The organism is Streptomyces sp. NPDC024555, assembly GCF_055559335.1.
In genome coordinates, this window is the sequence record NZ_JBVHKV010000016.1 from 189853 (window position 1) to 215546 (window position 25694).

Here is a 25694-nt window from a genome sequence, read left to right on the forward strand (position 1 = left end):
GCGCGGTGTTCAGCGGCTGGCGACGGCGTCCACCGGGAGGCCCTTCAGCGCCATCCGGCCGGGCAGCGCGGTGGCGATCAGCGCCAGCAGGGCGGCGGCGCCGATCACGGTCGCGTAGACGGCCGGGACCACGGAGGGGGCCGCTCCGCCGGTCATGCCGACGCTGAAGGCGGTGAGGACGGCGAGCGCGATGGCGGAGCCGAGGGCCGTGGCGACGGTCAGGACCGACAGCGCCTCGGTGCGCAGCATCCGCAGCACCTGGCGGCGGGTCGCCCCGGCCAGCCGCAGGAGGGCGAACTCCCGGAACCGCTCGGAGACCGACATGGCCAGGGTGTTGACGACGGCGATGGCGGTGAACGCCAGGACGAGCCCCATGGCCAGCAGGTTGATCCCGGCGTTCTCCTGCTGCCGGTCGGCCTGGAGCCGGTCGGCGGTCGCGGGGGTGACCACGGCGACCCCGGGGAACTTCTTGAGCGCGGCCGTCAGCCGGGCCCGGCCGGCGTCCCCGGCGACCAGGACGGTCGCGGCCAGCGGGTTGTCCATGTGCGCGGCGAGCAGGTCGTGCGGGAGCGTGAGGTCGCCGAAGCCGAGGCCGCGCCGGTAGACGGCGGCGACCTTGAGCGTGGCCGGGGTGCCGTCGCCCAGGTGGAGCGCGAGATCGCTGCCGGGGCGCAGGCCGAGGCGGTCGGCGGCCAGTTCGCTGACGGCGACGGAGCGGGGGTTCCGGCTGAAGGCGTCGACGGACCCGCCCCTGACCTCGGGGTCCCAGGTGCGGGAGAGCCCTTCGGGGGTGACGCCCTGGGCCTGGTACTTCTCCAGTCCGACGCGCAGGGTGGTGCGGACGACCTCGGTCGCGGCGGTGACGCCGGGGGTGGTCCGCACGGCCTCGGCCGCGGCCGGCGGAACGCCGGGCCCCTGCGCACCGAGCACCCAGGTGGCGCGGGTGCCCTCCCGGGCCTGGGCCAGGGCGGCGTCGCCCAGGGTGGGCTGGACGAACAGAACCGTGCAGGTCATGGCGATGAGCAGGGTGAGCGGGGTGACGACGGAGGCCATCCGGGCGGAGTTCCCGCGGATGTTCGCGGCGGCCAGCGCCCCGGTGTGACCGGTCGCCCGGAGCAGCCCGCCCAGCAGGAAGGCGGCGGTCCGGACCAGGAACGGACCGAGCAGGGACACGGCCGTGGCCAGGACCACCACGGCGAGGAAGGTGACGGGGGTCGACGCGGCCTCGGTGTGCAGGATGCTCAGGACGCCGACGAGTGTTCCGCCGCCGGCCAGGAGGAGCAGTCCGGCGAGGGTCCGGCCGCGGGCCGGGCGGCGGCGCTCGACGGCGGACTCGGCCATGGCCTGGGCCGGCCGGAGGCGGGCGATGCGGCGGCCGGAGATCCGGGCGGCGGCCCAGGCGCCGAAGAGGGTGACGGCCACGGCCGCGAGGGCGGGCAGGATTCCGGCCGACCGCTCCAGGGTCCGCGGCACGACGCCGCCGTCGACGAACCTGCCGTGCAGCCATCCGGCGAGCGGCAGTCCGGCGAGGGCGCCCAGCACTCCGGCGACGGCCCCGACGACCAGCGCCTCGCGGCCGAGCAGGCCGCGGATCTGGCGCGAGGTGGCGGCGACGGAGCGGAGCAGGGCCAGCTCGTGGTGGCGCTGCTGGACGGAGAGCGCGAAGGTTCCGACGACGACGAGCACCGCGACCAGGAGCGAGGTGCCGCCCATCGCTCCGCCCATGGACACCAGCTTGATGCGGGCGCCCGCGGCGTCCAGGAACTCGACCGGGCCCCGGTCGTCTCCCGTGGAGACCTGGGCGGTGGTGCCCTTGAGCGCGTCCGTGACCCGCCGCTTCAGCTCGGCGGTGTCCGTGCCCGCCGTGGGCAGGACGCCGAGTGCGGAGACCTGGCCGGGGCGGGCGGCGAGGCGCCGGGCCTCGGCAGCGGAGAAGAACAGGGAGGTCTGCCGGCTCACCTCGGCACCGCCCGTGGGGGCGGCGATTCCGCTGACGCGGTAGGTACGCGGGGACTGTGTGGACTGCACGGTGATCCGGTCCCCGGTCGCGAGTCCGGCCCGCCCGGCGAGGTCCCGGTCGATCACGATGTCGCCGTCGCCCGCCGGGGCACGGCCGGAGGTCAGGGCGAACGGAGTGAGCCTGGCGGATTCCCAGGCGTGCCCGTACGTGGAGCGGTCGTCGTCCTCCGCTTCCGCGGCCGGCCCCAGGGGCTCGGCCAGGAAGGTCAGTTCGGGAACGACCGCGCGCACCCCTTCCAGGCCCCGGATCCGGGCGGCGGTGGCGGCCGGCAGCCAGGCCCGCTCGGCGACCGCCTTGGCCTTGTGCTTGACCTTTGTCTTCCCGTTGCCCTTGTGCTTCACGGTGGTGCGGTGCACGTTCTGGTCGGCGGAGACGACCAGCGGGGTCGCCGCGTAGCGCTCGGTCGCGATCCGGCCGCGCAGACCGGTCTCCAGAAGGGTGCCGCAGGCGGTGACGAGGGCGGCGGCGCACATGAGGGCCAGCAGCGCGCCGAGGAACCCCCCTTTGCGGTGGCGGATCGTCCGCAGGGCGTAGCGCAGCATCATGATGCGTCCGTCTCTCTTCCGTCGTTGTCGTCCGTGGAGACGCCTCGGGCGTCCGGTAACGCGTGGGGGTGGGGCGCGGAGCCGTGGTGGGGACCGGCCTCGCCGGTCGGTGGTACGGCCCCGGCGGGCGGCGGGCCCCCGGCGGGTTCGGGGAAGGCGAGCAGCCGGGTGTGGACGGTGCGGGCGCCCGGCGGGGTCTCTTCCTCGGGGCGCTTGTAGCGGTTCATCAGGGCGATGTACTCCTCGAAGAACTCCCTGACCTCGGGGAGCGTGAGCCGCAGCGCACCGCGCGAGTACGCGTGGGCGTCGGCCCAGTCGTCGGTGCCGGCGCCGTCCGCCGCCGCGCCGCTCTCCCGCTGGAGCCGCTCGAAGAGTTCGAGGTCGGCGGCGTACGCGTGGTGGTTCAGCTCCTCCATGACGGCCCGCATCCCCGGGGTGCGCCGGGACGGCGGCGGGAACCGGAGGTCACCGGGAACCGCCCGCCACCACCGGGCCCGTCGCGCGGCCGGGCCGCTCGCTTCCGGGCGCGGTGCCTCGGCACCGGTCACGAAGCCGTACCGCGCCAGTTCGCGCAGGTGGTAGCTAGTGGCGCCGGTGTTCAGGCCCAGGGCGCGGGCCAGGATCGCGGAGGTCGCGGGGCCGTGCAGTGTGAGGTGCTGGAGGATCTGCTGGCGTCGCGGCTGGGCGAGGGCCTTCAGGGCCGCCAGCTCACTGATCTCGGTACCACCGGGCTTCTCTGGCATGCCCCACACACTGCCGTGTGCACAGATGTCTGTGCACTGGAGTGCTCCGGCGTCTGCGTACGGGGGTTATCCCCCGCATCCCGCCCTCCGCGCCGCGCACCCGAGCGCCCCGGCGCCCCGGTCCGGCCGGCCCCGGGCTCTTACGCCTCCCCCGCCCCGATCCCCGGAACGCGTCATGACACACCCGTATGGCCTCGCTCCGGTGGAACCGGCGGCGAACCGGACGGACATTCGCCTCAACGCCGGGGACCGCACCGGGCCGGGGCCGCGACGCGCCGCCGGCCGTACCGGGCCGATTCCCACCGGACCGCTACGACGGGGAGCCCGCACCCATGCCGACCACCGCCCTCACCCCCGAGGACCTCGACGCCCAGGCCGCCCGTCTCCATGACACGGAGGCCTGGCAGCGGGTCGTCACCGGCTGGGACGAGGTCTCCGTCCCCGCCCCCGCCCACCCCTCACCCGCCGGCTCCGGCCCCCTCCGCCCCGAGCCCCCGCACCCCGCACCGGCCGAGCCCGGTCCCCTGAGCCACGGGGCCCCCCGCCCCGTCGCCCCGTGCCCGCCCCCGCACCCCGCCGCCCCCCAGGACACACCGGCGTCCCCGGTCTCGCCGGAGGGCTGGCGGTCCCTGTTGTCCGTGCCCGTGGAGCAGCTCGTCGCCGACGCGGAACGCGCCCTGTCCCCCTCTGTTCCGCCCGCACGCCCCCTGCCCGGACGGCTCGGCGCGATGCTGCCCGACCGGCTGCACAGCTGGCGGCGGATCGGTCAGCCCGACGTACCGCCCTCCGTCCACCTCGCCCACGCCCGGCACATCCTCACCGAATGGGGCTGGCAGAACACCCCCTACCGGCTCCGCAACGCCCGGGGCGCCCGCTGCATCTGCGGGGCCATGCTCACCGCCCACCGCCTCGGCCACGGCTCGGCGCACACCGTCGACCGGGCCGGCGCCTGGATGATCGCCGAACTCCGCGCCCAGGGCTGGACCGGGCTCATCGGCCCGTGGAACCGTCACCCCGATCGCACGGCCGCCGACGCGCTCGCCCTGATCGACGCCACCATCGCCCGCGCGGCCCGCGCGGGTCAGTAGCCCCGCGAGCCACCGCTCCGGCGCCGGGCCCACGGCCCCCGTGCACCCCTGCCCCTGTGCTCTCCCCCGCCCGTCAGAACGGCTCGTCCAGCCCCTCGGTGTCCTCGCCCTCTTCCTCCAAGGCCCTGCGCACCACGCGCAGGGCCATGCCCTCCCCGTATCCCTTGCGGGCGAGCATGCCCGCAAGGCGGCGCAGACGTCTGTCCCGGTCCAGCCCCCGTGTGGACCGGAGCTTGCGCGCGACCAGCTCCCGGGCCGTCTCCTCCTCCTGCTCGGAGTCGAGCCGTCCCACGGCCTCGTCGATCAGGGCCGCGTCCACCCCCTTGGTCCGCAGCTCGCGCACCAGCGCGCGCCGCGCGAGCCCCCGTCCATGGTGCCGGGACTCCACCCAGGCCCCGGCGAACGCGGCGTCGTCGATCAGCCCCACGTCCTCGAAGCGCGACAGCACCTCCTCGGCCGCCTCGTCCGGGATCTCCCGCTTGCGCAGTGCGTCCGCGAGCTGCTTACGGGTGCGCGGGGTCCCGGTGAGCAGGCGCAGGCAGATCGCTCGCGCCTGCTCGACCGGATCGCGCGGCTCCCCCTGCTCGGCCCTCGACGAGGAGGGGGAGCCGCTGTCTCTGGACCGGGAGCGGGCACGGCGTCCCGCTCCCTCGCCGAACCCGGTCCCCGGACCCGTCCCCCGGTCGCGGCGGGCCCGTGGAGCCTGCTCGCGGGCGGGGCCGGGCTCGCCGTCGGATCCGTACGGATGTCCGTCGGCGGACGCAGGGCCGCTGCCCCGGCCGGGTTCGGCGCTCTCAGGCCACTCCGTGCGACGCGTCACCGGGTCAGCTCTTGGCCGCCGCCGTCTTGGCCGGCTTGGCCTTGCCGGTCGTGGCCGCCGCGGTCTTCGCCGCACCGTCGGCCGGGGCCGCCGCTGCCGCGTCCGCGGCGGGCGCCGCGGGGTCCGCGTCGGGCCGGACGCCGACGCCCAGCTTCTCCAGGATCTTCTTCTCGATCTCGTTGGCGAGATCGGGGTTGTCCTTGAGGAAGTTGCGCGCGTTCTCCTTGCCCTGGCCGAGCTGGTCGCCCTCGTAGGTGTACCAGGCACCGGCCTTGCGGACGAAGCCGTGCTCCACGCCCATGTCGATCAGGCCGCCCTCGCGGCTGATGCCCTGGCCGTAGAGGATGTCGAACTCGGCCTGCTTGAAGGGCGGCGAGACCTTGTTCTTCACGACCTTGACGCGGGTGCGGTTGCCGACCGCTTCGGTGCCGTCCTTGAGCGTCTCGATCCGGCGGATGTCGAGGCGCACCGAGGCGTAGAACTTCAGCGCGCGACCACCGGTGGTGGTCTCCGGCGAGCCGAACATCACACCGATCTTCTCGCGGAGCTGGTTGATGAAGATCGCGGTGGTCTTGGACTGGTTGAGCGCGCTGGTGATCTTCCGGAGCGCCTGGCTCATGAGGCGGGCCTGGAGACCCACGTGCGAGTCACCCATCTCGCCCTCGATCTCCGCACGCGGGACGAGCGCCGCCACGGAGTCGATGACGATCAGGTCGAGCGCGCCCGAGCGGACGAGCATGTCCACGATTTCGAGGGCCTGCTCACCGTTGTCCGGCTGGGAGAGGATGAGGCTGTCGATGTCGACGCCGAGCTTCTTCGCGTACTCCGGGTCGAGCGCGTGCTCCGCGTCGATGAAGGCCACCGAGCCGCCCAGGCGCTGCGCGTTCGCCACGGCGTGGAGCGTCAGGGTCGTCTTGCCGGAGGACTCCGGCCCGTACACCTCCACCACGCGGCCGCGCGGCAGCCCGCCGACGCCGAGCGCGACGTCGAGCGCGGTGGACCCGGTGGGAATCACCTCGATGGGCTCGTTCGGCCGCTCGCCGAGGCGCATCACCGCGCCCTTGCCGAATTGCCGTTCAATCTGTGCGAGTGCGGCGTCCAGCGCCTTCTCGCGGTCGGTTCCTGCCATGGGTTCCACCCGATTTGCTTGAGTCGATCGCTTCACGTCAAAGACGCTAACCCCTGCCACTGACAATGGGCCTCGACGTCCTCCCGGCCTGTGGACAACTCCACGGTCGGGCCCGGGAAATCCCGGCCGGAATCCCATGAGAATGGATGTTCGATTTTGGTGTCAAGCGCACCACGCCGCGCCGGGTCGCCCCCAGCGTAACGCTGCAAACCAGGACGTTCCGGGTGTCAGGAACCGGTCCCCGACCCCACCGGGCCGTCGCCGTCCCCGTCGCCGGAACCGTCGGTGCCGCCCTCCGGTTCCGGCGTGTGCCAGAGCCGGCGCAGTCGCACGGCCAGGGGTTCGCCGCGGCGCCACTGGTGACGCCCCTGCACGCGGGGGTCGTCCGTGACGTCGTACCGCTTCACATAGGCCCCGAGGAAGGCCTGCAGCGTGGCCACGGCCGGGATCGCGATCAGCGCGCCGACCGCGCCCATGAGCGCCGTGCCGGCGATGACCGACCCGAAGGCGACGGCCGGATGGATGTCGACGGTCCGCGAGGTCAGCTTGGGCTGGAGCATGTAGTTCTCGAACTGCTGGTACACCACGACGAAGCCCAGCACCCACAACGCGTACCAGGGGTCGACGGTGAACGCGATCAGCATCGGCAGGGCGCCCGCCAGATACGTACCGATGGTGGGGATGAACTGCGAGACGAGCCCGACCCAGACCGCGAGCGCCGGGGCGTAGGGCACGCCGAGGGCCAGCAGCAGGATGTAGTGGGCGATCCCGGAGACCAGCGCCATCAGTCCGCGCGAGTAGAGGTAGCCGCCGGTCTTGTCGACCGCGATCTCCCAGGCGCGCAGCACCTCGGCCTGACGGGCGGGCGGCAGCACGGAGCACAGCGCGCGGCGCAGCCGGGGCCCGTCCGCGGCGAAGTAGAACGAGAACAGGAAGATCGTCAGCAGCCGGAACAGTCCGCCGAGGACGGTCGTGGACACGTCGAGCACACCGGTCGCGCTGTTCTGGACGTACTTCTGAAGCCAGTCGGAGTGCAGCAGGCTGTCCTGCACCTCGACGCGCGAGAGCTCCGTGTGGAAGGTCTGGTTGATCCAGTTGATCACCGAGTCGAGGTACTTCGGGAAGTCCTCGACCATGTCGACGATCTGGCCGGCCAGCATCGAGCCGAGCAGGACGACGAAGCCCGCGCTCGCTATCAGCACACCGAGGAAGACGAGGAAGGTGGCGAAGCCGCGGCGCATGCCGCGCGCGGACATCCGGCTCACGGCGGGTTCGATGGCGAGCGCCAGGAAGAAGGCGATCAGCACATTGATCAGCAGCCCGATGAGCTGGTCGAACGCCCAGCTGCCGAGCCGGAAGCAGGCGTAGAGGGCCAGCGCGAGCACCATGGCGCGCGGCAGCCAGGCGGGCATGCGGGCGCGCCCGGGGCCGGGCGCGGGGACCGGTGGCGCGGCCGGCGGGACGGGCGGGCCGAGGGGCGTCTGGGTCTGAGCTGTCTCGTCTGTCGGTGCCACGGAGCAAGTCTCGCCTACCGCCGCGGCACTCCGGCGCGCACCCCGGTGGGAGCTGCGCCACGCTCCCCGTGGCGGCCGGCTCCGGGACCCGGGCGGGAGGCCGCGCGCCGGGCCGGGCGGCGGCGGTGCGTCAGCGCTTGTCGGCGGGGACGTCCATGGCCGTGCAGACCGCGCGCCAGACGTCCTTGGCCTCCCAGCCCGCGTCCAGCGCCTGGCGGACCGTACGTCCGCCGAGCTCGGCCATCACGTGGTCGCTCGCGAAGGAGTCGGCGTACCCGGCGCCGAAGTGGTCGGCCATCCGTTCCCAGAAAATCGTCAACCGCATGCCCTCAGTATCCCGCTCCTGAGAGTGCAGCCGGGCCGCCCGGCCTTTCCGAGAGCGCTTACCGCCCTACGGTCGGTCCATGGCTGGAACCGGAACAAGTCCCCTCGCCCGCGCCGAGCAGTTCATCTGGCTCACGGCCCGTGTCCTCGAGCAGCGGCGGTTCGCCCACCACTTCCTGGGCGGAAGCGCGGACGCCGTGGAGACGGCGCTCGCCGCCTATCTCAACGAGGACGGCGGGTACGGGCACGCACTCGAACCCGATCTGCGCGGCCCCGTGAGTCAGCCGCTGCACACGGCGCACGCGCTGAGCGTCCTCGATTCCATCGACCGCTGCGGCGGTCTTCGGGTGGAACGCGTCTGCCGCTATCTGACGGAGGTGTCGACCAAGGAGGGCGCGTTACCCGCGCTGCTTCCCTCGCAGCGCGGCTACCCGGCCGCTCCGTTCATCCCCGTCGTCGACGATCCCCCGGCGGAGCTGCTGGCCACCGGGCCGGTCGTCGGGCTGCTGCACCGCAATTCGGTGTGGCACGCCTGGCTCTTCCGGGCCACGGACTTCTGCTGGGCGGCCGTCGACGCCCTGGAGGTGTCGCATCCCTACGAGATCGAGGCCGCGGTCGCCTTTCTCGACGGTGCGCCGGACCGGGCGCGGGCCGAGGCGTCCGCGGACCGGCTCGGACGGCTGGTGCGCGACCAGCGGCTCGTCGTGCTGGATCCGGAGCGGCGTGCCGACTGCCCGGTCGCGCCGGGGTACGCGCCGGGCGAGCAGCACTTTCCGTACGACTACGCCCGCGCGCCCGAATCGCTCGCGCGCCGGTGGTTCACGGACACCGAGACGGAGCGCGCGCTGGACCATCTGGCGGCCGAGCAGCAGCCTGACGGCGGCTGGCCGGTGACCTGGCGGCAGTGGGCCCCGGGAACCGCTCTGGAGGGGCGCCCCCTGGTCACGCTCCGGGCGCTGCACACGCTGCGGGCGTACGGACGCGGTCTGGACTGACGCGGGGCGCGCCCGTACGGCCGTGGGCGCGGACTATCCGAGGGCGCGCACTCCGGCGGTCACCACCACGGCCACGCCGACGACGACGAGGAAGGGTGCGCGCAGCACCAGGGCGACCGCCGCCGCCGCGAGTCCCGCTCCCCTGGCGTCGACGACCAGGTGCGTTCCGTCGCCGAAGGTCTGCTGGGCGGTGAGGGCGGCCAGCAGGGCCACCGGCAGGAGCGCGGCGAGGCGCTGCACGAGCGGCCGTTCCAGCGCCCCGGCGGGCACCAGCAGGCCGAGGAGCTTGGCGAGGTAGCAGCCGACGGCGGTCAGCCCGATTGCGATCCAGACGTTCATCGGTGGCCCTCCGTCGCCGAGTCCGCGGGCGCCGTACGGCTCCGTCCCGTGCCTCCGCCGCGTCCGCCCAGGAAGAGGACGAGGGGCGCGGCGAGCGCGGACAGCAGGACGGGAACGCCTCCGGGCAGGACCGGGAGCAGGCCGAGCGCGAGCAGGACGGCGAGCGCGGCCGTGACGCGTTCCGTGGTGCTCCGCAGCATGGGGGCGAGCAGGGCGAGGAAGACGGCGGGGCCCGCCGCGTCCAGTCCCCAGGCGGCGGTGTCGCCGAGCGCCTCGGCGCCCAGGGCACCGGCGAGCGTGGTGAGGTTCCACAGCACGTAGAGGGTGAGCCCGGTGACGGTGAAGCCGATCCGGGCGGCCCTGCGGGTGGGCTGGGACAGCGTCACGGCGGTCGTCTCGTCGATGACCCACTGGGCGGCGAGGGGGCGCACGGAGCGCGGGAGCGCGAGGAGCTGGGACAGTCGCAGCCCGTAGAACGAATTGCGTACGCCGAGGAAGAAGGCACCGGCCGCCGCCGTGTACGGGTTGCCTCCGGCGGCGAGGGCGCCGACCAGGGCGAACTGGGAGGCGCCGGTGAAGACGAGGAGGCTGAGCGCGCAGGTCTGCAGCAGGCTGAGTCCGGATCCGGCGGAGGTGACGCCGAAGGCGAAACCGGAGAGGCCGACGGCCACGCCGACGCCGAGGGCGTCGCGTACGACGGCCGCGTCGGGCTTGTCTCCGGCGAGAGGTGTCGCGCCGGCCGGTCCGGCTGCGTTGTGCGGGGGTGCTGTCTGTTCTGCCACGCCCGGCACGCTACCCGCGCTCGTCGGGTCCGGTCTTGTACGTTCTTGCGCGTTCGCGCTGGTAGGCGCCGGGTGGCACGCCCACGATCCGGGTGAAGTGACGGTTGAGATGGGGCTGGTCGGTGAAGCCGACGGCGGCCGCCGTCGCGGCGGGCGGGGCGCCCGCGTCGAGCAGCCTGCGCGCCCGGCGCACGCGGGCGTCCGTGAGCCAGGTGTGCGGGGGCATCCCGTACTCCTTCTTGAAGGCGCGCGACAGGGCGAAGGGGCTGGTGCCGAGTTGACGGGCCAGGGCCTCCAGGGTCGGCGGCCGGGCCATCCGTTCCTCCAGGACGGCGCGGGCGCGCGCCGCGTCCCTGGCACCCGCCACCGCGGTGGTGACGGTGGGCAGGGTGCCGCCGTACCGGGTGAGCAGGCGGGTGACCAGGACCCGCAGCACGCTGTCGGCGGCCAGCGCGTTGCCCTCCTCCGCGGCCCGGTGCACCTCGCGGACGAGCCGGGCCGCGTGCGGATCGGTCACGCTGGTCTCGCCGAAGCCGACGGTGCCGCGCAGGCCCGTCACCTCGGCCGCGACGGTGTCGATCACATGCGCTGAGGGGTAGAGCGTGGAGTAGACCCAGCCCTCGGGGACACCGGCCCTGGCGGTGTGCGGCACCTCGGGGTTGATCATGACGACGGTGCCGGGGCCCGCGTGGACCGTTCCGCCGGGCAGGGCGACGTCCTCGATGCCCTGGGTGACCGCTCCGATGACATAGCCCTCGTGGCTGTGGCGCGGGAAGGTGTGCCGGACGTACCGGGCCCTGAGCAGGTCGAGGCCGGGCAGCTCGGCGTACTGCCAGTGCCGCGCCCACTCCGTCGTTCCCGTCGCCTCGGCCATGCCCCGATTCTCGCAGTCCGATCCGGGCCGGGGCGTCCCGCGGGACCGTCGCGGCCCGGCCCGTACCGCGTCCGTCGGGGCCGTTGTCAGTGGCGGGGTGCACGATGGGGAACATGACCGGCTCCGCTCTCGATGCGTTCTCCCCCGCGACCCGTGGTTGGTTCACGGGGGCCTTCAGCGCGCCCACCGCCGCGCAGGAGGGTGCGTGGCGGGCGATCGGCGAGGGGTCGGACGTCCTCGTCGTCGCGCCGACCGGATCGGGCAAGACCCTGGCCGCGTTCCTCGCCGCGCTGGACCGGCTGGCCGCCGTTCCGCCGCCCGCCGAGGCGAAGAAGCGCTGCCGCGTGCTGTACGTGTCCCCGCTCAAGGCGCTCGCCGTCGACGTGGAGCGCAATCTGCGCTCGCCGCTGACCGGCATCCGCCAGGAGTCAATGCGCCTGGGGCTGCCCGAGCCCGAGGTGCGGGTGGGGATCCGCTCCGGCGACACCCCGGCCGCCGAGCGCCGGTCCATGGCGACCCGGCCCCCGGACATCCTGATCACGACCCCCGAGTCCCTGTTCCTGATGCTGACGTCCTCGGCCCGGGAGGCCTTGGCCGGTGTCGAGACGGTGATCCTGGACGAGGTGCACGCGGTCGCGGGGACCAAGCGGGGCGCCCATCTCGCGCTGTCGCTGGAGCGGCTCGACGAGCTGCTGCCCCGCCCGGCCCGGCGCATCGGCCTGTCGGCCACGGTCCGCCCCGTGGACGAGGTGGCGCGTTTCCTCTCGCCGCGGCGGAAGGTGGAGATCGTCCAGCCGCCGTCCGCCAAGCGCTTCGACCTGTCGGTCGTCGTTCCCGTGGAGGACCTGGGCGAGCTGGGAGGTTCGCCCGCCGCCGACCCGGAGTCCGGGGCCCCGGCGGAGAAGCCGTCGATCTGGCCGCATGTGGAGGAGCGCATCGCGGACCTCGTCCAGTCCCACCGTTCCACGATCGTCTTCGCCAACTCGCGCCGTCTCGCCGAGCGGCTCTGCAACCGGCTCAACGAGATCGCCTACGAGCGCGCCACGGGCGAGACGATGCCCGAGGCCCACTCCCCCGCCGAGATCATGGCGGAGTCGGGCGCGGCGAAGGGCGCCCCTCCGCTGCTCGCGCGGGCCCACCACGGTTCGGTCTCCAAGGAGCAGCGCGCCCAGGTCGAGGAGGACCTGAAGGCGGGCCGGCTGCCCGCCGTGGTCGCCACGTCGAGCCTGGAGCTGGGCATCGACATGGGTGCGGTCGACCTGGTGATCCAGGTGGAGTCACCGCCCTCGGTCGCCTCCGGACTGCAGCGGGTCGGCCGGGCCGGGCACCAGGTGGGCGCGGTCTCCACCGGCGTCGTCTTCCCGAAGTACCGGGGCGATCTGGTGCAGGCGGCCGTGGTCACGGAGCGGATGCGCGAGGGGTCCATCGAGGCGCTGCGGATCCCGTCCAATCCGCTGGACGTGCTGGCCCAGCAGTTGGTGGCGATGGTCGCCCTGGACAGCTGGCAGGTGGACGAGCTGCTGGCGGTGACCCGTCGGGCCGCTCCGTTCGCCTCGCTGCCCGAATCGGCGTTCACCGCCGTGCTCGACATGCTCGCCGGCCGCTATCCGTCGGACGCCTTCGCCGAGCTGCGGCCGCGGGTGGTGTGGGATCGCGTGGCCGGTACGGTCACGGGCCGTCCCGGTGCCCAGCGCCTCGCCGTCACCTCCGGGGGCACCATTCCCGACCGGGGACTCTTCGGGGTCTTCCTCGCGGGCGCCGACCCCAAGAAGGGCGGCGGCCGGGTCGGTGAGCTGGACGAGGAGATGGTGTACGAGTCGCGCGTCGGCGACGTCTTCACGCTGGGCACGACGTCCTGGCGGATCGAGGACATCACCCGCGACCGGGTGCTGGTCTCGCCCGCCCCGGGCGTGCCCGGACGGCTGCCGTTCTGGAAGGGGGACCAGCTGGGCCGCCCGCTGGAGCTGGGCCGGGCCCTCGGCGCCTTCCTGCGCGAGCTCGGCGGGCTGTCCGACGAGGACGCCCGACACCGCCTGCTGGCCGCGGGGCTCGATGCCTGGGCCGTGGACAACGTGCTGGCGTATCTGGACGAGCAGCGCCGCGCCTGTGGGCATGTGCCGGACGACCGGACCGTCCTCGTGGAGCGTTTCCGCGACGAGCTGGGCGACTGGCGCGTCGTGGTGCACTCGCCGTTCGGCGCCCAGGTGCACGCCCCGTGGGCCCTCGCCCTCGGCGCCCGCCTCTCCGAGCGGTACGGGATGGACGCCCAGGTCATGCATGCCGACGACGGCATCGTGCTGCGGCTGCCGGACGCCGACATGATGGGCCTGGACCTCCTCGACTTCGACCCCGCGCCGGGCCCCGGGGCTGAGGACGGAGGCGCCCCGCCCCCGCCGGCCGGGGCGGCCTTCGACAGCGACCAGCCGCCGGTGGGCGCCGCCGACGTGGCCTTCGACCAGGGCGAGATCGCCCAGATCGTCACGGACCAGGTCGGCGGTTCCGCGCTGTTCGCCTCCCGGTTCCGTGAGTGCGCGGCCCGCGCGCTGCTGCTGCCCCGGCGCAGCCCCGGAAAGCGCACCCCTCTGTGGCAGCAGCGCCAGCGCGCCGCCCAGCTCCTCCAGGTCGCCTCCGAGTTCGGTTCCTTCCCCATCGTTCTGGAGGCGGTCCGCGAGTGCCTCCAGGACGTCTTCGACGTCCCCGGGCTCACGGAGGTGATGGGCGATCTGGAGGCCCGCCGGATCCGCCTGGTGGAGGTGACCACCCAGGAGCCGTCCCCCTTCGCCCGTTCGCTCCTCTTCGGCTACGTCGCCCAGTTCCTGTACGAGGGCGACTCGCCCCTCGCCGAGCGGCGGGCCGCAGCCCTCTCGCTCGACTCCCGTCTGCTGGCCGAGCTGCTGGGCCGCGCGGAGCTGCGCGAGCTGCTCGACGCCGATGTCCTGACCGAGCTGGAGCAGGAGCTCCAGTGGCTCACCGAGGACCGGCGGATCAAGGACGTCGAGGGCGTCGCCGACCTGCTGCGGGTCCTCGGTCCGCTCACCGACGCGGAGCTGGCGGCGCGCGGCGCGCAGGACGGATGGGCGGCGGAGCTGGAGTCCGCGCGCCGGGCCATCCGGGTCCGGATCGCCGGTGCCGGTCACTGGGCGGCGATCGAGGACGCGGGGCGGTTGCGCGACGCCCTGGGCACGGCGCTTCCGGTGGGTGTCCCCGAGGCCTTCACCGAACCGCTGAAGGACCCTCTCGGCGACCTCCTCGCCCGCTACGCCCGGACGCACGGCCCGTTCACCTCCGCGACGGCCGCCGCCCGTTTCGGTCTCGGCACGGCGGTCACCGACGGAGCACTGCAACGGCTGGCCGCCGCCGGCCGGATCGTCCAGGGCGAGTTCCACCCGGCGGGCATCGGCCAGGAGTGGTGCGACGCCACGGTGCTGCGCCGACTGCGGCGCCGCTCGCTCGCCGCGCTCCGCCACGAGCTGGAGCCGGTGCCGGCGACGGCGCTGGCGGGCTTCCTGCCCCAGTGGCAGCATCTGGGCGGCAACGGTCTGCGGGGCATCGACGGACTGGCCCGCACGATCGAGCAGTTGCAGGGCGCTCCCGTCCCGGCGTCCGCGCTGGAGAAGCTGATCCTTCCGGGCCGGGTCGCCGGCTACACCCCGGCGCTCCTGGACGAACTCACCACGACCGGCGAGGTCGTCTGGGCCGGAGCAGGCGCTCTCCCGGGCAAGGACGGCTGGCTCGCCCTCTATCCCGCCGACAGCGCGCCCCTGTTGCTCCCGCCCCCGCATCCGCTCGAACTCAGCGCCCTCCACGAGTCCGTGCTGACGGCTCTCGGCGGGGGCTACGGGCTCTTCTTCCGCCAGATCGCCGACCAGGTCCGGGCGACCACCCATCCGGACGCCACGGATCCGCAGCTGGCGGACGCCCTGTGGGACCTGACCTGGTCGGGCCGGCTCACCAATGACACGCTCGCCCCTCTGCGGGCACTCCTGGGCTCCGGGCGGACCGCGGGTTCGACCGCGCACCGCGCGAGACGCTCGGTTCCGCGCGGACGGTACGGCTCGCTGACCGCGGCGTCCCGCCCGGTCTCGCGCACCGGGCCGCCCACGGTCTCGGGCCGCTGGTCGCTGCTGCCGCCCGTCGTCCCCGAGCCCACGCACCGGGCCCACGCCCTGGCCCGCACCCTGCTGGACCGGCACGGGGTGGTGACCCGGGGCGCCGTCCAGGCCGAGGGTGTGGAGGGCGGCTTCTCCGCCGCGTACCGGGTGCTGTCCGCGTTCGAGGACAACGGGCAGGCGCGCCGCGGCTATGTCGTGGAGGGGCTGGGGGCGGCCCAGTTCGCGATGGACGGCGCGGTCGACCGGCTGCGCGCCGTCTCCACCGCGCTCGACCGCCGGGAGCCGGGAGCCGAGGCGCGCGCCCTGGTCCTTGCCGCGGCGGACCCGGCCAACGCCTACGGCGCGGCCCTGCCCTGGCCCGAACCGCCGGCCGGTGCGGGGCACAAGCCGGGGCGCAAGGCAGGTGCCCTGGTGGTCCTGGTCGACGGCGCGCTGACCCTGTACATGGAGCGCGGCGGCAAGACCCTGCTCTCCTGGCCGACCGATCCGGACGACCCCGCACTCCGCGCGGCCGCCGCCGCACTGGCCTCCGCGGCCCGCGCGGGCGCCCTCGGCACGGTCACGGTCGAGCGCGTCAACGGCGTCTCCTCGCTGACGTCCCCCCTCGGACGCACGCTGGAGGCAGCGGGCTTCCTCGCCACACCCAGGGGGCTGCGCCTGCGCGCCTGACACAGGGGCCCGGGGCAGGCTTCGCCCCAGCCCCCGCACGTACCGCCTCCGCGCGTCCGGACCACGTCCCCACCTGCGCACACCCAGCCCCCGCACGTACCCGCCTCCGCGCGTCCGGACCACGCCCCACCCGCACACACCCGTTCCAGCCCCGAATCCACGCCCCGCCCCCACCACCGGGCCGCGCGCCGTCAACCCGACGGCTCCCATCCCACTCCCGGCGCCCCCCATCCCGCGCATCATGGAGGCATGCCCGAAGGAGACACCGTTCTGCAGACCGCGAAGCGGCTGCACGGCGCGCTGGCCGGTCAGGTGCTCACGCGGTCCGATCTGCGCGTGCCGCGGTTCGCCACGGCGGATCTGAGCGGCCGCGGAGTCCTTGAGGTCGCCGCGCGCGGAAAGCATCTGCTGACCCGCGTCGAGGGCGGTCTGACGCTCCACAGCCATCTGCGCATGGACGGCGCCTGGCGGGTCTTCGCACCGGGCGAGCGCTGGCGCGGCGGGCCCGCGCACCAGATCCGCGCGGTCCTGTCCACCGCCACGCACACGGCCGTCGGCTACCGTCTCCCGGTCCTCGAACTGCTGCGGACCGAGGACGAGGAGCGGGCCGTCGGCCATCTCGGCCCGGATCTGCTGGGCCCCGGCTGGGACCCGGACCTCGCGCTGCGGAATCTGCTCGCCGCCCCCGAGCGGCCGCTCGGCGAAGCCCTTCTGGACCAGCGCAACCTGGCCGGCATCGGCAACATCTACAAGTGCGAGCTCTGCTTCATGGCCCGCGCCACGCCCTGGCTTCCGGTCGGTGAACTGCCGCCACGCACGGCCGCCCTCCTCGTGACGACGGCCAAGCAGCTCCTCGAAGCCAACCGGGACCGCCCGGTCCGGATCACCACCGCCGCCGTCCGGCCCCGTACCGGAACGGGCCCCGCACCGCTCCCCCGGCGCCCCGTCGACGACCTCTGGGTCTACGGCCGCGCCCACCGCCCCTGCCTGCGCTGCGGCACCCCCGTCCGCACGGCGGAGCAGGACGCCCGCCCCACGTACTGGTGCCCCCACTGCCAGACCGGACCCGCTCCCCGCAGTTGACGGACCGTCAGATCCAGTCGTACGGTCCGGTCATGCCACTCGCCGCGTACGACCTCACCGGCCGCTCCGCGTTCGTCACCGGCGCCGCCGGCGGCATCGGCCGCGCCACCGCCGTCCTGCTGTCGGAGGCGGGCGCCGCCGTCCACTGCGCCGACCTGGACGAGAAGGGCCTCCGGGAAACCCTGGAGCTGATCACCGCGGCGGGTGGTGAAGCCCACATCCATCCACTCGATGTCACCGACCGCAACCAGGTCCGGGCCGCCGTCACGGCCGCGGGCGATCCGGACGTGCTGGCGGCCGTGGCCGGGATCATGCACTCCAGCACCGTGCTGGAGACCGCGGACGAGGATCTCGACCGGGTGCTGGCCGTCAACTTCAAGGGGGTGCTGTACGCCTGCCAGGAAGTGGCCCGCACCCTGGTGGCACGGGGCGCGCCCGGCTCACTGATCACCATGGCCTCGGGCGCGGTGGACTCCGCCGGTCCGGGCCTGCTCTGCTACAGCGCGGCGAAGGCCGCCGTGGTCCAGCTGACCAAGACCCTGGCCACCGAGCTGGGCCCGCACGGCATCCGCGTCAACGCGGTCGCCCCGGGCTGGATCCGCACCCCCATGACCGCACGCCACGACAGCGAGCAGCAGCACCGCGCGGAGGCGACGATGGCGCGCATCGCGCCGCTGGGCCGGGTCGGCGAGCCCGACGAGGTGGCGCACACGGTGCTGCACCTGGCGTCGGACGCCTCGTCCTTCATGACGGGCCAGATCCTCCGCCCGAACGGCGGCGTCGCCATGCCCTGGTAGCCCGCCACGCCCGTCCGGGGGCCCAGGACCGCCCCGTGGCCACCCTCGTACGCCAGGAGCGTCCCGCCTCGCGCACGCCGTCGGCGCAGCGCCTGAGCAGACGCGTCCCGGCGTCGAATATGCCGATCGGGCGGGCCGTCGCGGCCACGTGCACGGGCAGCAGGCTGAGCCCCCAGCCTCCCGCCGCCACCGCGCCCTCGACGACTCCCGCGTGCGCCGGTTCCAGGACGAGGCGCAGCACGGCCCACCACCACACTCCGCCGAGCACGAGTGCCGGCACCCATCGCCGCACCATGGCCGCCTCCTCCACCGAACGTAATCCGGCGCGATCGCCCGAGGGGAGAGCGCACCGGTGCAGTACCGGCGCGCACGGCGCGGCCGTACTCCCTCACGCCGTCCGCTCCGTCCCGGTCGGCCGGGCGCACAGCCCGCGGTCGGCACGCACCACGATGGCATAGATCAGGCAAAACGGTCATTCGGGGAATTCGGCGGAGCCGGGCGTGCGGAAGCCCCGGCCCACCCCTGAGGGAGGACCGGGGCTTCCGGCTTCACACCGGACCGAACGGGTCAGGCGGCGACGACATCCACCGCTTCCGCGGGTGCCTTGATGGTCACCCGCCCCGTCGGTACACCCGTCACCGAAGAGACGGAATTGAGCATGGGGCGCACCGGTACAGGTACCGGATCGCTGGCCGCTGCCGACTCGGCCAGCTCCGCCAGGGACAGCTCATCGCTGACTTCACGCATGAGCTCGGACATCCGTACGTCAAGCGCGTCGCAAATGGCGGAGAGCAGTTCGGAGGATGCCTCCTTCTGCCCCCGCTCCACCTCGGAGAGATAGCCGAGCGAAACTCGGGCGGACGAGGAGACTTCGCGCAGAGTACGGCCTTGGCGCTGGCGCTGCCGACGCAGCACGTCACCAAGCAGGCGACGGAGCAGAATCATCGGTGGCTCCCTCCTCGGACCGCGTAGCCGCATCCTTCACGCCCCACCGTACCGCCTAGCGCTGCGGCCGTGCGGGGAGCGATGTCGTGTTCACTCAGGGCTGCAAACATCAATTCCCCCCGTTGTGTTCCGTATCCTGTGCCCTCGCGTACCCGCCGAGTTCGCCGGAGAGCAGTTCGAGCACGCTCCGTACACTCTCTCTACGGATGTCCGCCCGTCCGCCGTTCAACCGCAGTACGGCCACTTTCCCGACGTCAGCGGGCCCGCTGACCGCGACGAACACCGTTCCGACCGGCTGTCCGTCCTGGGGGTCGGGACCCGCGACACCGGTCGTCGCCAGCCCCCAGTCCGCGCCGAGCACCCGGCGTACGCCGGCCGCCATCCGGCGCGCGACCTCCGCGTCCACCGCCCCCCGCTCGGCGAGAAGGCCGGGATCCACTCCCAGGACTTCACTCTTGAGGGGGGTCGCATAGGCCGTCACGGACCCGCGAAAGGCCCGGGAGGCTCCGGGAACGGACGTCAGCTCCGCGGCCACCAGCCCGCCGGTCAGCGACTCGGCGACGGCGAGGGTCTCCCCCCGTTCGACGAGCAGCCGCAGCACGCGGGCCGCGGGTGTCACCGCTCGGCCTCCGCGGCGCCGGAAGCGGCATTGGGAGCCGGGTCACGGTCCGGGTCCCCGGAGGGCGCCGGGTTCGCGCCCTGGGGCGCCTGGGGCTCCTGGGACGCCTGCGGGGCGGAGGAGTCGTCCGAGGGCGCTCCGGCCGCCGCCGCGGCCTTCTCCGCCGCGATCCCCTGGCGCCGCAGCACGACCGCCTGGCGGACGTAGTCCAGACCGGTGACGACGGTCAGCACGACGGCCACCGCCATGACCCAGAAACGCAGCGTGGCCAGCGGACCGACCAGTGCCAGGACGTACATCCCGACGGCGGTCCCCTGGGCCAGCGTCTTCATCTTGCCGCCGCGGCTGGCCGGAATCACTCCGTGTCTGATCACCCAGAACCGCATCAGCGTGATCCCCAGCTCCCGGAAGAGAATCACGCCCGTGACCCACCACGGAAGATCGCCGAGGTACGACAGGCAGATCAGCGCGGCCCCCATGATCGCCTTGTCGGCGATCGGGTCGGCGATCTTCCCGAAGTCGGTGACCAGGTTGTACGTACGTGCCAGATGTCCGTCGAACAGGTCGGTGATCATGGCGACGGCGAACGCCGCCCAGGCGAAGGAACGCCAGGCCGGGTCGTATCCGCCGTTGTGGAGCAGGAGCACGACGAATCCGGGAACCAGGACCAGCCGGGCCATCGTCAGCAGATTGGCGATGTTCCACAGACTGGCCTGATTGACGGCCGCAGCACCCAGCTTTCCGCCGCGGACCGGCGTCGCGCCGGACCCACCTGCCGCGGATGCCGGGACTCCGGTCATCTGCCTACCTCCGCGAGTTCACAGCATTCGGCCACCAGGTCCACGCCCTCGGTGCCCACGACCTTTGCCTCGACCATACGGCCGGGGACGAGCCCCTCGCGTGCGGTGAAGAGCACCTGGCCGTCCGTTTCGGGCGCCTGATGGGCCGCACGGCCGATGGCGCGCGACTCGTCCTCGGTCGGGTCGACCGACTCGACCAGCACCTGGACCGACTCCCCCACGCGCTCCTCGGCCCGCTGCGAGGTCAGCTCCTCGGCCAGCTGCGAGATGTGCGCGAGGCGCTCGGCGATCGTGTCGGCGTCCAGCTTGTCGCCGTATCCGACCGCCTCGGTGCCCTCCTCGTCGGAGTAGCCGAAGACGCCGATGGCGTCGAGACGGGCGTGCGAGAGGAACCGTTCCAGCTCGGCCAGGTCCTCCTCGGTCTCACCGGGGAAGCCGACGATGAAGTTCGACCGGGCTCCGGCCTGCGGGGCCTTGCCCCGGATGGTGTCCAGGAGCTCCAGGAAGCTGTCGGTGTCACCGAAGCGTCGCATGGCGCGCAGCACGCCGGGGGCGGAGTGCTGGAAGGAGAGGTCGAAGTAGGGCGCGACCTTCGGCGTCGACGTCAGGACGTCGATCAGGCCGGGGCGCATCTCGGCCGGCTGGAGGTAGCTGACCCGGATGCGCTCGATGCCGTCGACGGCCGCCAGCTCGGGCAGCAGCGTCTCCAGCAGCCGGATGTCGCCGAGGTCCTTGCCGTAGGAGGTGTTGTTCTCCGAGACCAGCATGACCTCCTTGACGCCCTGCTCGGCCAGCCAGCGGGTCTCGCCGAGGACGTCGGAGGGGCGGCGGGAGATGAAGGAGCCGCGGAACGAGGGGATGGCGCAGAAGGAGCAGCGCCGGTCGCAGCCGGAGGCCAGCTTCACGGAGGCGACCGGGCTGGTGCCCAGTCTGCGGCGCAGCGGCGCCCGCGGACCGGAGACCGGAGCGACACCCTCCGGAAGGTCGGCGGGGGCAGGGGCGGCGGCCTGCTGGGCGTGTCCGGGCAGCGCCACGGCGGCGTCCTGCCGGTCGGCCGGGCTGATCGGCAGGAGCTTACGGCGGTCGCGCGGCGTGTGGGAGGCGTGGACGCCCCCGCTGAGGATGGTCTGAAGGCGGTCGGAGATGTCCGCGTAGTCGTCGAATCCGAGGACTCCGTCGGCCTCCGGCAGGGCCTCGGCGAGGTCCTTGCCGTAGCGCTCGGCCATGCAGCCGACGGCGACGACGGCCTGGGTGCGGCCGTGGTCCTTCAGATCATTGGCTTCGAGCAGGGCATCGACGGAGTCCTTCTTGGCGGCCTCGACGAAGCCACAGGTGTTGACCACGGCGACATCGGCATCGGAGGCATCCTCGACGAGCTCCCAGCCGTCCGCTGCCAGGCGGCCTGCGAGCTCCTCCGAGTCCACCTCGTTACGGGCGCAGCCAAGAGTGACAAGGGCGACGGTACGGCGTTCGGGCATGGGCTCAAGACTACTTTGTCCCGACGACAGCCCCGCCGCGCAGGGTTCGCAAGTGACAGCGAGTGACAACGACGGCGGGCGCCCGGCCCGAAGGCCCGGCGCCCGCCGTGGTCCGTCCGCGGCCGCGAGGTCAGCCGACCTCGGGGTCGCCCTTGGTGTAGGAGAGCCGTTCGACCTGTCCCGGCTGGAACTGGTCCTCGACCTTCTTGCCGTTGACGTACAGCTCGATCGAGCCGGCGTTGCCGAGGACGAGGTCGACCCGCTCCTTGTCCTGGAAGGTCTTCGACTCGCCCTGCTGGAGGGTTCCGTCGAAGAGGGACCGGCCGTTGTGGTCCTTGGCCGAGATCCAGCTCTTGCCCTGGGTGGCGCTGAGCCGGACCGTGACCTTGTCCTGCGGAGCGGCGGCGATGGCGCTGTCCGAGGGGGCGGGCTTGGGGTCGGCGTGCTTGCTGCCGGCCGGTTTCGGGGTGATCTTGTCGGAGGTCGGGCCCTCGGCGACACGGCCCGCGGTCGGGGAGTCGTCGCCGCCCTTGAAGAAGGTGAAGCCGACGAAGCCGACCACGGCGACGATCGCCGCGACCATGGCCGCGGTCCAGTTGGGCCGACGGGGTTCGGAACGGATCCGTTCGGCTTCGAACAGCGGCGCCGCGGGGGTGGGTGCGGGACGGCCGCCGTGCTCGCCGTCGTACTGCGAAACCAGCGGTTCCGGATCGATGCCGACGGCCCGCGCCAGCGTGCGGATGTGGCCGCGGGCGTACACGTCGCCGCCGCAGCGGGAGAAGTCGTCCTCCTCGATCGCGTGCACGATGGGGATGCGCACCCGGGTGGACGTGCTGACCTCTTCGACCGTGAGACCTGCGAGGATGCGGGCCTGCTGGAGCACTCGACCGATCGAAGGCCGGTCGTCTTGGGGGGAGTTGCCGATGGACACGGGGGCGCCTTTCGAGCGTGAGCCACCTGCTGGGTGTTCAGTCTAGGGGGGGTGCGAAAGAGTGGGGCAACCGGGAGCACGACTTTGTACGCCATCAGATTCGAACAGAGTCGGTCTCGCCGGAACGTCCCGGGGCGGGACGTCGTAGTGTCCCTCCCTTCAACTTGACGTACGGCTTCACGAAACGGTTGCCCGCGAAATCCTCACGAACCCGTATCCCCCCGGATCAGTGCCAGCACTCCGTCGAGCTCGTCCGGTTTGACGAGGACATCGCGTGCTTTGGACCCCTCGCTCGGTCCGACGATGTTCCGCGACTCCATGAGGTCCATCAACCGGCCCGCCTTGGCGAAGCCCACCCGGAGCTTGCGCTGGAGCATCGAGGTCGAGCCGAACTGGGTGGACACGACCAGTTCCGCCGCCTGGCAGAGCAGGTCGAGGTCGTCGCCGATCTCCTCGTCGATCTCCTTCTTCTGCTTGGTCCCGACCACGACGTCGTCGCGGAAGACGGGCGCCATCTGGTCCTTGCAGTGCTGGACGACCGCCGCGACCTCGTCCTCGGTCACGAAGGCGCCCTGCATACGGGTCGGCTTGTTCGCGCCCATCGGGAGGAAGAGCCCGTCGCCCTTGCCGATGAGCTTCTCGGCTCCGGGCTGGTCCAGGATGACGCGGCTGTCGGCCAGCGAGGAGGTGGCGAAGGCGAGCCGGGAGGGCACGTTCGCCTTGATCAGACCGGTGACCACGTCGACCGAGGGGCGCTGGGTGGCGAGTACCAGGTGGATGCCGGCGGCGCGGGCCAGCTGGGTGATCCGGACGATCGAGTCCTCCACGTCCCGGGGGGCCACCATCATCAGGTCGGCCAGCTCGTCGACGATCACCAGCAGATAGGGGTACGGAGCCAGCTCGCGCTCACTGCCCTCCGGCGTCTTGAGCTTGCCGGTGCGCACCGCGTGGTTGAAGTCGTCGATGTGGCGGTAGCCGAAGGCGGCGAGGTCGTCGTAGCGCAGGTCCATCTCGCGCACGACCCACTGAAGGGCCTCGGCGGCCTTCTTGGGGTTGGTGATGATCGGGGTGATCAGGTGCGGGATGCCCTCGTACGCGGTCAGCTCGACGCGCTTGGGGTCGACGAGGACCATCCGGACGTCCTCGGGCGTCGCGCGGACCATGATCGAGGTGATCAGGCAGTTGATGCAGGACGACTTGCCGGAGCCGGTGGCGCCCGCGACCAGGACGTGCGGCATCTTCGCCAGGTTGGCCATCTCGTAGCCGCCCTCGACGTTCTTGCCGAGCGCGACGAGCATCGGGTGGTCGTCCTCCGCCGCGTCCGCGAGCCGCAGCACGTCACCGAGATTGACCATCTCGCGGTCGGAGTTGGGGATCTCGATGCCGACGGCGGACTTGCCCGGGATCGGCGAGATGATCCGGACGTCGGGGCTGGCGACGGCGTACGCGATGTTCTTGGCGAGGGCAGTGATCCGCTCGACCTTCACGGCCGGGCCCAGCTCCACCTCGTAGCGTGTGACCGTCGGCCCCCGGGTGAACCCGGTGACGGCGGCGTCCACCTTGAACTCGGTGAAGACATTGGTCAGGGACGCGACGATCGCGTCGTTCGCGGCGCTGCGGGACTTGCCGGGGCCGCCGCGCTCCAGCAGGTCGAGCGAGGGCAGCGCGTAGGTGATGTCGCCGGAGAGCTGGAGCTGCTCGGCCCGGGGCGGCAGCGGGGTGGACTCCGCGCGCTCGGGGACCGGCTTCGTCAGATCGGGTACGCCACCGGCGGGCGTCGCGTTGCGCTCCCCCGGCCGCCGGGCGGACTCCGCCTCCCGGGCGCCCGGCACCGGAGTGCCCGCGCGCTCGCGGTCGACCGAGACGCCCTGGGTGAGGTCGGCGACGACCGGCGAGGGCGGCATGCCGTTGAGCACCGCGCCGTCGAGCGCGGCCGCCGCGGCGGCGGCGACGTCCACCGCGTCCATGGTCCGGTTCATCGCGGGCTGTACGGAGGGCCGGCGCGGGCGGCGGCGCTTGGAGAGCGCGTCCTCCTCGGCCCGGTCGGGGTCGTACGCCTCGTCCGCCGGGCGGGCGGCGGACCGGCGGGAGCGGGCGGGCAGCGACTCGCGCCACTGCTCGTCGTAGCGCTCGTCGTCGTCCCCCTCGTACTCCCCGGGGCCGGGCAGCGGGTCGATCAGGCCGAGCTTGGTGCCGAGCAGGCGCAGCCGCTGCGGAATGGCGTTGACCGGGGTGGCGGTGACGACCAGCAGCCCGAAGACGGTCAGCAGCAGGAGCAGCGGGACGGCCAGCACCTCGCCCATGGTGTAGATCAGCGGCTTGGAGGCGGCCCAGCCGATGAGCCCGCCGGCGTCCTGCATGGCCGAGGTGCCGTCCTCGCGGCCGGGGGCCCCGCAGGCGATGTGGACCTGTCCGAGCACGCCGACGACGAGTGCGGAGAGCCCGATGACGATGCGGCCGTTGGCCTCGGGCTTCTCCGGGTAGAGGATCAGCCGCACGGCGACCGCGCCCAGCAGTATCGGGACGAGCAGGTCGAGCCGGCCGAAGGCCCCGGTGACGAGCATCTCGACGAGGTCGCCGACCGGTCCGCGCAGATTGGACCAGGTGCCGGCGGCGACGATCAGCGCGAGGCCGAGGAGCAGCAGCGCGATGCCGTCCTTGCGGTGGGCGGGGTCGAGGCCCTTGGCGCCGCGCCCTATGCCGCGGAACACCGCGCCGACGGCGTGGGCCGTGCCGAGCCAGACGGCGCGGACCAGGCGCACCACTCCGCTGGTGGGCGAGGGTGCCGGTTTGGGCGGGGCGGCCTTCTTGGCCACCGCCTTCTTCGCGGGCGCCTTCTTGGCGGGCGCGGACTTCTTCGCCGCGGTCTTCTTGGCGGGCGCGGCTTTCTTCGCCGCACCCGGGCCACCGCCGACGCGCTTCGCGGTGCCCGCCGTGCCCTGGGAACCCTTGCCGGACGTACGTGAGGCCATGGGGCCGAGGTTACCGGTGTCTGCTGCGGTGAACACGTGCGCGTGATGGTTCACCCGACCGTGTCGCCCCGCGCGGGACGCGAACTGACGCGTCCTCACGGAGTCGGCACCGCCG

21 protein-coding genes are annotated in these 25694 nt (G+C 73.2%); 5 read left to right on the forward strand and 16 right to left on the reverse strand.

Annotation, left to right across the window (positions count from 1 at the left end):
- Positions 1-9: 9 nt before the first annotated feature.
- Entirely contained in the window at positions 10-2565 is a 2556-nt protein-coding gene (locus tag ACZ4FH_RS26955; RefSeq protein ID WP_467308011.1) for an FtsX-like permease family protein, read from the reverse strand.
- Positions 2562-3308: an ArsR/SmtB family transcription factor gene (locus tag ACZ4FH_RS26960; RefSeq protein WP_467308013.1), complete on the reverse strand. Its 747-nt coding sequence runs from the start codon at positions 3306-3308 to the stop codon at positions 2562-2564. The genes ACZ4FH_RS26955 and ACZ4FH_RS26960 overlap by 4 nt, the downstream gene beginning before the upstream one ends.
- A gap of 332 nt (positions 3309-3640) precedes the next feature.
- Here ACZ4FH_RS26960 and ACZ4FH_RS26965 point away from each other — a divergent pair, with 332 nt between their 5' ends.
- Complete coding sequence (locus tag ACZ4FH_RS26965) at positions 3641-4396, forward strand: DUF6197 family protein (RefSeq protein ID WP_467308015.1); 756 nt, start codon at positions 3641-3643, stop codon at positions 4394-4396.
- Positions 4397-4469: 73 nt separating this feature from the next.
- Here the strand turns inward: ACZ4FH_RS26965 and recX are convergent, their stop codons facing one another.
- From recX to ACZ4FH_RS26985, 4 genes are all read right to left on the reverse strand, one after another.
- Positions 4470-5216 (reverse strand): recombination regulator RecX, encoded by a 747-nt coding sequence (gene recX, locus ACZ4FH_RS26970; RefSeq protein ID WP_467308016.1) that lies wholly within the window; start codon positions 5214-5216, stop codon positions 4470-4472.
- 4 nt (positions 5217-5220) lie between these two features.
- Positions 5221-6345, reverse strand: coding sequence for a recombinase RecA (recA, locus tag ACZ4FH_RS26975; protein WP_383646592.1), 1125 nt, complete (start codon positions 6343-6345; stop codon positions 5221-5223).
- Positions 6346-6572: 227 nt separating this feature from the next.
- Entirely contained in the window at positions 6573-7757 is a 1185-nt protein-coding gene (locus tag ACZ4FH_RS26980; protein WP_467308046.1) for an AI-2E family transporter, read from the reverse strand.
- 232 nt (positions 7758-7989) lie between these two features.
- Positions 7990-8184 (reverse strand): DUF3046 domain-containing protein, encoded by a 195-nt coding sequence (locus ACZ4FH_RS26985; protein WP_383646597.1) that lies wholly within the window; start codon positions 8182-8184, stop codon positions 7990-7992.
- Between the two features lie 79 nt (positions 8185-8263).
- Between ACZ4FH_RS26985 and ACZ4FH_RS26990 the strand changes: the two genes are divergently transcribed.
- Positions 8264-9178 carry a hypothetical protein gene (locus tag ACZ4FH_RS26990; protein WP_467308019.1) on the forward strand — a complete coding sequence of 305 codons (915 nt, stop codon included), beginning with the start codon at positions 8264-8266 and terminating at the stop codon, positions 9176-9178.
- A gap of 33 nt (positions 9179-9211) precedes the next feature.
- Here the strand turns inward: ACZ4FH_RS26990 and ACZ4FH_RS26995 are convergent, their stop codons facing one another.
- Genes ACZ4FH_RS26995 through ACZ4FH_RS27005 form a run of 3 tightly spaced genes read right to left on the reverse strand, consistent with a single transcriptional unit; the run spans position 9212 to position 11173 of the window.
- On the reverse strand, positions 9212-9517 hold the full coding sequence (locus ACZ4FH_RS26995; protein WP_467308020.1) for an AzlD domain-containing protein: 306 nt from the start codon (positions 9515-9517) through the stop codon (positions 9212-9214).
- Entirely contained in the window at positions 9514-10299 is a 786-nt protein-coding gene (locus ACZ4FH_RS27000; RefSeq protein ID WP_467308021.1) for an AzlC family ABC transporter permease, read from the reverse strand. Before ACZ4FH_RS27000 ends, ACZ4FH_RS26995 begins: the two co-directional genes overlap by 4 nt.
- A gap of 10 nt (positions 10300-10309) precedes the next feature.
- A complete protein-coding gene (locus ACZ4FH_RS27005; RefSeq protein WP_467308022.1) occupies positions 10310-11173 on the reverse strand; it encodes an AraC family transcriptional regulator in 864 nt (287 codons plus the stop codon).
- A 113-nt stretch (positions 11174-11286) separates the two neighbouring features.
- On the opposite strand from ACZ4FH_RS27005, the gene ACZ4FH_RS27010 reads away from it, so the two are divergent.
- From ACZ4FH_RS27010 to ACZ4FH_RS27020, 3 genes are all read left to right on the forward strand, one after another.
- Entirely contained in the window at positions 11287-15954 is a 4668-nt protein-coding gene (locus ACZ4FH_RS27010; RefSeq protein ID WP_467308023.1) for a DEAD/DEAH box helicase, read from the forward strand.
- A 249-nt stretch (positions 15955-16203) separates the two neighbouring features.
- The gene (locus ACZ4FH_RS27015; protein WP_467308024.1) at positions 16204-17037 is read left to right on the forward strand and encodes a DNA-formamidopyrimidine glycosylase family protein; all 834 of its coding nucleotides are present in this window, start codon (positions 16204-16206) and stop codon (positions 17035-17037) included.
- Positions 17038-17069: 32 nt separating this feature from the next.
- On the forward strand, positions 17070-17834 hold the full coding sequence (locus ACZ4FH_RS27020; RefSeq protein WP_467308025.1) for an SDR family NAD(P)-dependent oxidoreductase: 765 nt from the start codon (positions 17070-17072) through the stop codon (positions 17832-17834).
- On the opposite strand, the gene ACZ4FH_RS27025 is transcribed toward ACZ4FH_RS27020, so the two are convergent.
- The 7 genes from ACZ4FH_RS27025 to ACZ4FH_RS27055 form a co-directional block, all read right to left on the reverse strand.
- The gene (locus tag ACZ4FH_RS27025) at positions 17782-18129 is read right to left on the reverse strand and encodes a hypothetical protein (RefSeq protein ID WP_383646619.1); all 348 of its coding nucleotides are present in this window, start codon (positions 18127-18129) and stop codon (positions 17782-17784) included. The genes ACZ4FH_RS27020 and ACZ4FH_RS27025 overlap by 53 nt on opposite strands.
- A gap of 272 nt (positions 18130-18401) precedes the next feature.
- Positions 18402-18779 carry a helix-turn-helix domain-containing protein gene (locus ACZ4FH_RS27030; protein WP_383646622.1) on the reverse strand — a complete coding sequence of 126 codons (378 nt, stop codon included), beginning with the start codon at positions 18777-18779 and terminating at the stop codon, positions 18402-18404.
- A gap of 109 nt (positions 18780-18888) precedes the next feature.
- Positions 18889-19398 carry a CinA family protein gene (locus tag ACZ4FH_RS27035; RefSeq protein ID WP_467308026.1) on the reverse strand — a complete coding sequence of 170 codons (510 nt, stop codon included), beginning with the start codon at positions 19396-19398 and terminating at the stop codon, positions 18889-18891.
- Complete coding sequence (gene pgsA, locus ACZ4FH_RS27040) at positions 19395-20198, reverse strand: CDP-diacylglycerol--glycerol-3-phosphate 3-phosphatidyltransferase (RefSeq protein WP_467308027.1); 804 nt, start codon at positions 20196-20198, stop codon at positions 19395-19397. Before pgsA ends, ACZ4FH_RS27035 begins: the two co-directional genes overlap by 4 nt.
- On the reverse strand, positions 20195-21676 hold the full coding sequence (rimO, locus tag ACZ4FH_RS27045) for a 30S ribosomal protein S12 methylthiotransferase RimO (protein ID WP_467308028.1): 1482 nt from the start codon (positions 21674-21676) through the stop codon (positions 20195-20197). Before rimO ends, pgsA begins: the two co-directional genes overlap by 4 nt.
- 130 nt (positions 21677-21806) lie before the next feature.
- A complete protein-coding gene (locus ACZ4FH_RS27050) occupies positions 21807-22607 on the reverse strand; it encodes a helix-turn-helix domain-containing protein (RefSeq protein WP_383646634.1) in 801 nt (266 codons plus the stop codon).
- 203 nt (positions 22608-22810) lie between these two features.
- The gene (locus ACZ4FH_RS27055) at positions 22811-25579 is read right to left on the reverse strand and encodes a DNA translocase FtsK (protein WP_467308029.1); all 2769 of its coding nucleotides are present in this window, start codon (positions 25577-25579) and stop codon (positions 22811-22813) included.
- Positions 25580-25694 lie beyond the last annotated feature (115 nt).